This is a genomic window from Streptomyces sp. NPDC044571 (genome assembly GCF_040647115.1).
Lineage (GTDB): Bacteria > Actinomycetota > Actinomycetes > Streptomycetales > Streptomycetaceae > Streptomyces.
Genome location: NZ_JBEZBN010000105.1, coordinates 1 through 7,645 on the forward strand (window position 1 = coordinate 1; position 7,645 = coordinate 7,645).

A 7,645-nucleotide genomic window follows, 5' to 3' on the forward strand; every position below is an offset into this window, starting at 1 on the left:
TCTTGTTTAATTTCCTGTCTCTTCCACCTCACCCCCGCGCTCCCGGCCCCCCCCCCCCGGGCCGGCCCCCCCGGCCCCGACTGCTGCTCGCAAGGCTGCTGCTCGCAAGGCGGCGGCTCGGAGGCCGCGGCTCAGAAAAACACGGACCGGCGCTGCACCAGCAGCTTGTACAGGGTGTGCTGGATCTGCTCCCGCACCTCGTCGGTCAGGTTGAACATCAGCATCGGGTCCTCCGCCGCCTCCGCCGGATACCCGTCCGTCGGGATCGGCTTGCCGAACTGGATCGTCCACTTCGTCGGCAGCGGCACCGCCCCGAGCGGCCCCAGCCACGGAAACGTCGGCGTGATCGGGAAGTACGGAACTCCCAGCAGCCGCGCCAGCGTCTTCGCGTTGCCGACCATCGGGTAGATCTCCTCCGCCCCCACGATCGAGCAGGGCACGATCGGCGTGCCCGCCCGCAGCGCCGTGGACACGAACCCGCCCCGCCCGAACCGCTGCAGCTTGTACCGGTCTCCGAACGGCTTCCCTATCCCCTTGAAGCCCTCGGGCATCACCCCGACCAGCTCCCCGGCCTCCAGCAGCCGCTGGGCGTCCTCCGCACACGCCAGGGTGTGCCCCGCCTTGCGCGCCAGCTCGTTCACCACCGGCAGCATGAACACCAGATCGGCCGCCAGCAGCCGCAGGTGACGCTGCGCCGGATGCCGGTCGTGCACCGCCACCTGCATCATCAGCCCGTCCAGCGGCAGCGTCCCCGAGTGGTTCGCCACGATCAGCGCCCCGCCCTCGGCCGGGATGTTCTCGATGCCCTTGACCTCGACCCGGAAGTACTTGTCGAACAAAGGCCGCATCAAGGACATCAGGACCTGGTCCGTCAGCTCCTTGTCGTAGCCGAAGTCGTCGACCTCGTAGTCCCCGGTGATCCGGCGCCGCAGAAAGGACAGCCCGCCGGCGAGCCGCCGCTCCCAACCCGACCCCGCCTGCCCGCCCGAAGGCTCCCCCGCAGGCTCCTCGGCTGCCGCCACCGGCTCGGCGGCCTCCACCGCCGACCCCTGGGCCGGCACCGCCCGTACCTTCCGGGCCCCCGGACCCCGCCTGCGCGGCCGGTCCTCGTCGAACGGAATCACCTTGGCGTCCGCCACTATCGCTGCGCTCCCTCTTCGGCCTCTACGGCTCCGGCACCCTCGACGTCCAGCCCGTCCACACTCAGCACGGCCGCCACCCGGTCCACGGCCCGGCCCATCCGCTCCGGCGGCAGCAGCCCGCCGCCCCGGCTGCGCGCGAAGTCGGCAAAGGTCTCGGCCGTCGTGTACATGGGCTTGAATCCCAGCACGTCCCGCATCTGCGTGGTCTCCACGACCCGCCCGTGCGTGAGGAGTCTGATCTGCTCGGGGGAGAAATCGGTGACCCCGACCGCCCGCAGCGCCGAACCCACCCACGTCACCGCGGGCAGCACCAGCGGCACCGTCGGCCGCCCCAGCCTTCGCGCGCACTGGGACAGCAGCAGTACGCCGTCACCCGCGATGTTGAACGTCCCGCTGTTCAGCGTTCCCCGCCGGGGCTCCTGCGCCGCCAGCCGCAGCACGTCCAGCACGTCGTCCTCGTGCACGAACTGCAGCCGCGGGTCGTAGCCCAGCACGGTCGGCATGACCCGCATCGAGAAGTACTCGGCGAGCGCGGAGTCCGCGTACGGCCCCAGGATGTTCGCGAACCGCAGCACGCACACCGCGACGTCCGGCCGTCTTCGCGCGAAGCCCCGTACGTACGCCTCGACCTCGACGGCGTCCTTCGCGAAGCCGCCCGACGGCAGGGACTTCGGTTGCGTGGTCTCCGTGAACACGGCCGGGTCCCGCGAGGCGCCCCCGTACACGCTCGTACTGGACTTCACCACCAGCCGCCGCACCGTCGGCGACTTCTGGCACGCCCCCAGCAGCTGCATCGTCCCGATGACGTTGGTCTCCTTGACGGCGCTCCCGCTGCCGCCCGCCCCCGCACCGCTCCCGGTGACCGCCAGATGGACCACCGTGTCGACCGCATGCTCGGCCAGCACCCGGGCGATGGACGACTGCCTGATGTCCATACGGACGAACTCGGCCGATCCGAGCCGGTGCGGCGGCGGGGCCGCATCGACCGCGATGACCCGTTCGACCTCCGGATCACGCTGGACACGCCGCACGAAGCGGCCTCCAAGCTGCCGGGCTGCCCCGGTAACGAGCACGACCTTCCCCACGAGCTCAGCGCCTTCCTCGTCGTCCTCCGCCAACCCCGGCTACACCGCAGCCCCTCCACCAGGATGGTGGAGGGGCTGCGGAGAACACGTACAGCTGCCGTTTACTTCTTGTTACGGCGCTGAACGCGGGTGCGCTTGAGCAGCTTGCGGTGCTTCTTCTTGGCCATCCGCTTACGCCGCTTCTTGATAACAGAGCCCACGACTACCCTCGCTCACTTCTCGGAACATCCCCGCGCCAGCGGGGATCGGTGCGGGGCGTCTGGGCCCACACGACCTACGTCGGCCTAGCCTACCCGCCAGAGCTCTCAGCCTGTAATCCGAGGGGATCGGAGAGTTTGCCGGAGCGTCAGTCTCAGGCCGATTCCACCCCCACATAGGACTCTCGGAGGTACTCGTGAACCGCGTTCTCGGGGACCCGGAAGGACCGGCCCACCCGGATCGCGGGCAGATGGCCGTTGTGCACCAGGCGGTACACGGTCATCTTCGACACTCGCATCACCGAGGCGACCTCCGCCACGGTCAGGAACTGAACCTCGGAAAGAGGCCTCTCGCCAGCAGCCATGACACACCTTGACCTTCCGCGCATGACGGGCACCGGCTTCCCCTCCGGTTACTCCTCGTCGTCGCACGCTCACTCCCCAGAGTAGGGGCGTGTGATACGAGTGGGGAAGAGGAGCTACGGCCACTCCTGCGCGGCCGGCAGACCCGCCCGGTCCAGTACGTACCGCGTGAGCGGAAGGTAGTAGTCCGCGCGCACCGCGTCATCAACCGGAACCGCCACCGAGACCCGCCCTTCCGCCTCCCCGACGAACAGCGCCGGATCGTCCGTATCCGCCAGCCCGATCGCCTCCACACCGAGCTGACCTGCGCCGCAGACCCACCCGTGGTCCCCCACCACCAGTTCCGGCAGCGGCCCGCCGACCTCCGCGAGGGCCCCCAGGGCGATCCGAACGGGCAGCGGCGAGTGGGTGTGCGCGCCGGTGGCACTGCCCGGCGGGCGCGCGCCGCCTTCCCGCACCAGCGCGACCCCCCGTACGTAATCGAGGCTGTGCCTGCGTACGCCGAACCGGGTCGCCACGTCGACACCGGCCCCCTGCGCCGGAGTGAGGACAACACATCCCACCGCCGACAGGGCCTCGGCCAAACTGGCGTAGAACTCCAGGAGACGGTGCGGGTGACCCGTCCCGAACAGTACGGGCGCCCTCGCCCGGGCCGTCTCCCCCAAGCGCGCCGCGAAAGCCTCCAGCGCCGCCAGGGTCCGCTCCGGGTCGATCACGTCCGGGCCGCTGACGTGCGCTGGATCAGCCGAGACCCCGCACTTCTGCGCCATCAGCCTCAGCAGATCACCCTCGTCCCACCCCCACTCCGGGTCCAGCCCCAGCAGCACCCGCGGATCCCGCGCCGCGAACAGCCGGTAACTGCGCAGGCTCTCCTCGCGGGAGGTCGCGACGGGCCCGGCCAACCGGGCGGCCAGCAGATGCGCACGTAACGCGCCGGTGCTCAACACCCTCCCGATGCTGCCAAACCGGACCTGCCGGCTCATCAATTACACCGAACAGCCCCACACTTGGCGTAACGATGCTGCACGACCCGGCAGCGCCTCAGGCGAGCAGACCCCGCAGCGGGAACACCGCCCGACGGGTCGCCAGTACGGCCTGATCGACCGGGTCGGCCGGATCGTAGCCCGCCTCCCAGTCCCGCCAGTCGGCGCTCCGCCCGTCCGTCATCCTGGCCGGCGCCGGCTGCCGGGTCCGCGCGTACACCTCGGCCCGCCACGCCTCGGGCACCGGCGACGCCGGGTCGACGGGCCGGTGCGCCGCGATCCCCACCAGATGCGTCCAGGACCGCGGCACGACGTCCACCACCGCGTACCCGCCGCCGCCCAGCGCCAGCCACCTGCCGTCCGCGTACTCGTGCGCGAGCCGGTGACAGGCCTCCTGCACCGCCCGCTGCGCGTCCAGCGACACCGCCAGGTGCGCGAGGGGATCCTCGAAGTGCGTGTCGGCCCCGTGCTGCGTCACCAGCACCTGGGGCCGGAAGTCCGCCAACAGCTCCGGCACCGTGGCGTGGAAGGCCCGGAGCCAGCCCGCGTCCCCCGTCCCCGCGGGCAGCGCCACGTTCACCGCCGAGCCCTCGGCGGCCGGCCCGCCCGTCTCCTGCGGCCAGCCGGTCTGCGGGAACAGCGTCCTCGGATGCTCGTGCAGGGAGACGGTGAGCACCCGGGGGTCGTCCCAGAACGCCGCCTGGACCCCGTCCCCGTGGTGCACGTCCACGTCCACGTACGCGACCCGCTCGGCCCCCAGCTCCAGCAGCCGCGCGATCGCCAGCGCCGCGTCGTTGTACACGCAGAACCCGGAGGCACCGCCCGGCATGGCGTGGTGCAGCCCGCCCGCGAAGTTCACGGCGTGCCCGGCCTCCCCGGCCCAGACCGCCTCGGCACCCGCCACCGACTGGCCCGCGATCAGCGCGGAGGCCTCGTGCATCCCGGGGAAGGCCGGATCGTCCATGGTGCCCAGCCCGTACGACCCGTCGGCCACGCCCGGGTCGGCGGACACCTCCCGTACCGCGGCGACGTAGTCCTCCCGGTGGACGAGCCGCAGCGTGGAATCCCCCGCCGGACGGGCCGCCCGTACCTCCACCTCCCGGTCCAGCCCGAAGGCGCGGACCAGGCCCATGGTCAGCGCCAGGCGCACCGGATCCATCGGATGGCCCGGTCCGAAGTCATACCTCGTTACCGCCTCGTCCCACATCAACAACCCGCGGCCGCTCATGCCCGACACCGTATCGGGCGCGGTCCGCGCCGAACGAGCGGGCGTGGAACAACGTCACCAGCACCAACACCATCGGCACGAGCATCGCTCCGCGGTAGCTCCAGGCGTCCCCGATCCCGCCGACGAGCGGCGACCCGATCAGGAAGCCGACGTAGTTGAAGATGTTCAGCCGGGCGATGGCCGTGTCCGACGCCGTCGGGAACGCACGCCCCGCCGCCGCGAAGGTCTGCGGCACGATCACGCACAACCCGAACCCCAGTAGCGTGAACCCGACCATCCCCCACCACGCCCCGGGCGCCGCCGCGACGACGGCGAACCCTCCGGCGGCGACCAGCGTCCCGATCCGCACGACGGCCACCGCCCCGAACCGCCGCACCCCGAAGTCCCCGACGGCCCGCCCCAGCAGCGTGGTCACCATGTAGACGTTGTAGGGGACGGTCGCCAACTGCTCCGAACTTCCCAGCACGTCCTGGAGGTACTTGGCACTCCAGTTGGAGACCGTCGAATCCCCGATGTACGCCGCCGCCATCACCAGGCACAGCGGCAGCAGCAGGCGGAACCCGCCGGCCCCGAGCCCCTTCTCCTGTACCTGCCCGGCACCGGCCTGCTGATCGACGTAGGACCGGCTCCCGTGGACAACGAGCGGCAGCAGGACGACCACCGCCGGCAGGTACGAGGTGAAGAGGTCGAGGTGCCAGTGCGCCCCGGCCCAGGCCGCCGACGCCCCGAGGATCCCGCCGAGGCTGTACGCGGCATGGAAGCCGAGCATGATGCTGCGCCCGTACGCCCGCTGGAGGCTGACCCCGAGCATGTTCATGGAGGCGTCGAGCGCCCCGACGGACAACCCGAACGCCCCCAGCGCCAACGCCACGTGCCACATCTGCCGTCCGGCACCCACGCCCAGCAGGGACAGCAGGACGAACGGCTGCGCCCAGCGCAGGACGGTGCTCGGGGCGACGCGTCGGACGAGGTGCTCGGTGGCGACGCTGGCGACTCCGGCGAGGACCGGCACGGCGGCGAGGAAGGCCGGCAGCAGCCCGTCGGATATGCCGTACCGGTCCTGGATGGCGGGGATCCGGGTGACGAGGAGGGCGAAGGTCACGCCCTGCACGAAGAAACTGAACCCCAGGGAGCCGCGCCCGCGGCGCAACCGCACGTCGTCTGTCATGGCGGCACAGCGTAGGGCCGGCCCTTACCGGTGGGTAGAGATCTCACACGCCGAGTTCCAGCAGGCCCGGGAGCTCCTTCATGTCGCCGAAGAGCCGGTCGGCGGCGCCCAGCTGTCCGGCCGGCGTCATGGCCGTGAACCCGTACACGTCCATCCCGGCGGCGACGGCGGCCTGCACGCCGAGCGGGCTGTCCTCGATCACCACGCACCGCGCGGGCTCGACACCCATGGTGCGGGCGGCATGCAGGAACAGATCGGGCGCGGGCTTCCCCTTCCCCACGTCCTCCGCACTGAAGAGCCGCCCCTCCTCGAACCACTGCCCCAGCCCCGCCGCCCGGTGCCCGGCCCGTATCCGCTGGTGGCTGGAGGAGGAGGCCACGCAGTACGGCATCCCGCGCTCCTGCAGCAGCCGCAGTACGTCGGCAATGCCGGCCACGGGCTCCAGCTCCCGCTCGAACCCGGCGAGCGTGCGCTCCAGCAACGTCTGGTCGAACCCCTCGGGCAACCGCCGCCCGGTCCGCTCGTGCACGAGGTCGTGCACCCGGTGCACGGATGACCCCATGTAGTCCCGCAGGGAGTCTTCGTAGGAGGTCGGAAAGCCCAACTCGGTCAGGTACGCGGCGAGGATGGTGTTGGCCAGCGGCTCACTGTCCACCAGCACGCCGTCGTTGTCGAAGATGACGAGGTCATAGCCCATGGCGCAAACCTAAGGGCTCACCGTCCCCGGCTGGCTACCCTTGCCGGGGCACTTACCAGGAGGACATCATGGCCGACCTCACCCCCGAGCAGATGCGCCGTTTGCATGATTTCGCAGAGCAGCTCGCGGAGCTGGCCGAGCATCAGGAAGACCAGTGGAAGGTGCAGACCACCGACGGTCAGATCTTCCTCACGATGATGAGCCCCACGGCCCCCCACGGGCTCAACGTGGTGCGGCTCCGCCGACAGATCGAAGCCCAGTCCCCCGAGGTCATCGCCCTCAACGACACGAACATGGGCGATCCCCAGACCGGCCTGACGAAGGTCCCCGACCTCATGATCATCGCCGAGGAAGACGCCGACGACACCGCGAAGGTCGTCAACTCCCGCGACGTCCTCATGGTCGTGGAGGTCGTCTCCCGTACCAATTCCCTCACCGATATCCGCGACAAGCTGTACGACTACCCCAAGATGGGGGTCCCCGTGTACGTCGTCGTGGACCCCCGCAAGGACAAGAAGACCGTCACGGTGCACAGCGACCCGTCAAAAGGGCCCGACGGTATCCGCTACCGCAAGGAAGTTCCCTACGCCTTCGGGGACACCGTCACCGCCGGCCGCTGGTCTCTCGACACGAGCAGCCTCAAGAGCTATCCCACCGACTGGTGAGCGCGGGGGCGCGGAGGCCATAAACGCAGAAAAGCCCCGCACCGAACCCGAAAGGGCTGGTGCGGGGCTTCCCGCAATGATTGTTCGGCGGCGTCCTACTCTCCCACAGGGTCCCCC

At 70.6% G+C, this 7,645-nt stretch carries 9 protein-coding genes; 1 reads left to right on the forward strand and 8 read right to left on the reverse strand.

Annotation, left to right across the window (positions count from 1 at the left end):
- Nucleotides 1–131: 131 nt before the first annotated feature.
- The 8 genes from AB0B01_RS30315 to AB0B01_RS30350 form a co-directional block, all read right to left on the reverse strand.
- On the reverse strand, nt 132–1,139 hold the full coding sequence (locus AB0B01_RS30315) for a lysophospholipid acyltransferase family protein (RefSeq protein WP_361726033.1): 1,008 nt from the start codon (nt 1,137–1,139) through the stop codon (nt 132–134).
- The gene (locus AB0B01_RS30320) at nt 1,139–2,227 is read right to left on the reverse strand and encodes an NAD-dependent epimerase/dehydratase family protein (protein WP_361726036.1); all 1,089 of its coding nucleotides are present in this window, start codon (nt 2,225–2,227) and stop codon (nt 1,139–1,141) included. The genes AB0B01_RS30315 and AB0B01_RS30320 overlap by 1 nt, the downstream gene beginning before the upstream one ends.
- A gap of 101 nt (nt 2,228–2,328) precedes the next feature.
- Nucleotides 2,329–2,427: an AURKAIP1/COX24 domain-containing protein gene (locus AB0B01_RS30325; protein WP_003948845.1), complete on the reverse strand. Its 99-nt coding sequence runs from the start codon at nt 2,425–2,427 to the stop codon at nt 2,329–2,331.
- A 152-nt stretch (nt 2,428–2,579) separates the two neighbouring features.
- Nucleotides 2,580–2,789 (reverse strand): helix-turn-helix domain-containing protein, encoded by a 210-nt coding sequence (locus AB0B01_RS30330; RefSeq protein ID WP_008738568.1) that lies wholly within the window; start codon nt 2,787–2,789, stop codon nt 2,580–2,582.
- 114 nt (nt 2,790–2,903) lie between these two features.
- Nucleotides 2,904–3,734 (reverse strand): phosphatase, encoded by an 831-nt coding sequence (locus tag AB0B01_RS30335; protein ID WP_361726040.1) that lies wholly within the window; start codon nt 3,732–3,734, stop codon nt 2,904–2,906.
- A 94-nt stretch (nt 3,735–3,828) separates the two neighbouring features.
- On the reverse strand, nt 3,829–4,998 hold the full coding sequence (locus AB0B01_RS30340; RefSeq protein ID WP_361726043.1) for an acetoin utilization protein AcuC: 1,170 nt from the start codon (nt 4,996–4,998) through the stop codon (nt 3,829–3,831).
- A complete protein-coding gene (locus AB0B01_RS30345; RefSeq protein ID WP_361726046.1) occupies nt 4,949–6,166 on the reverse strand; it encodes an MFS transporter in 1,218 nt (405 codons plus the stop codon). The genes AB0B01_RS30340 and AB0B01_RS30345 overlap by 50 nt, the downstream gene beginning before the upstream one ends.
- Before the next feature lie 43 nt (nt 6,167–6,209).
- On the reverse strand, nt 6,210–6,863 hold the full coding sequence (locus AB0B01_RS30350) for an HAD family hydrolase (RefSeq protein WP_361726049.1): 654 nt from the start codon (nt 6,861–6,863) through the stop codon (nt 6,210–6,212).
- 68 nt (nt 6,864–6,931) lie between these two features.
- Between AB0B01_RS30350 and AB0B01_RS30355 the strand changes: the two genes are divergently transcribed.
- Nucleotides 6,932–7,528 (forward strand): Uma2 family endonuclease, encoded by a 597-nt coding sequence (locus tag AB0B01_RS30355; protein ID WP_361726052.1) that lies wholly within the window; start codon nt 6,932–6,934, stop codon nt 7,526–7,528.
- Nucleotides 7,529–7,645 lie beyond the last annotated feature (117 nt).

Bases quoted from the DNA above. Each gene is read 5' to 3' on its own strand.
- AB0B01_RS30330 (WP_008738568.1), bottom strand. From the start codon at position 2,789: ATGGCTGCTGGCGAGAGGCCTCTTTCCGAGGTTCAGTTCCTGACCGTG.
- AB0B01_RS30340 (WP_361726043.1), bottom strand. From the start codon at position 4,998: ATGAGCGGCCGCGGGTTGTTGATGTGGGACGAGGCGGTAACGAGGTAT.
- AB0B01_RS30345 (WP_361726046.1), bottom strand. From the start codon at position 6,166: ATGACAGACGACGTGCGGTTGCGCCGCGGGCGCGGCTCCCTGGGGTTC.
- AB0B01_RS30350 (WP_361726049.1), bottom strand. From the start codon at position 6,863: ATGGGCTATGACCTCGTCATCTTCGACAACGACGGCGTGCTGGTGGAC.
- AB0B01_RS30355 (WP_361726052.1), top strand. From the start codon at position 6,932: ATGGCCGACCTCACCCCCGAGCAGATGCGCCGTTTGCATGATTTCGCA.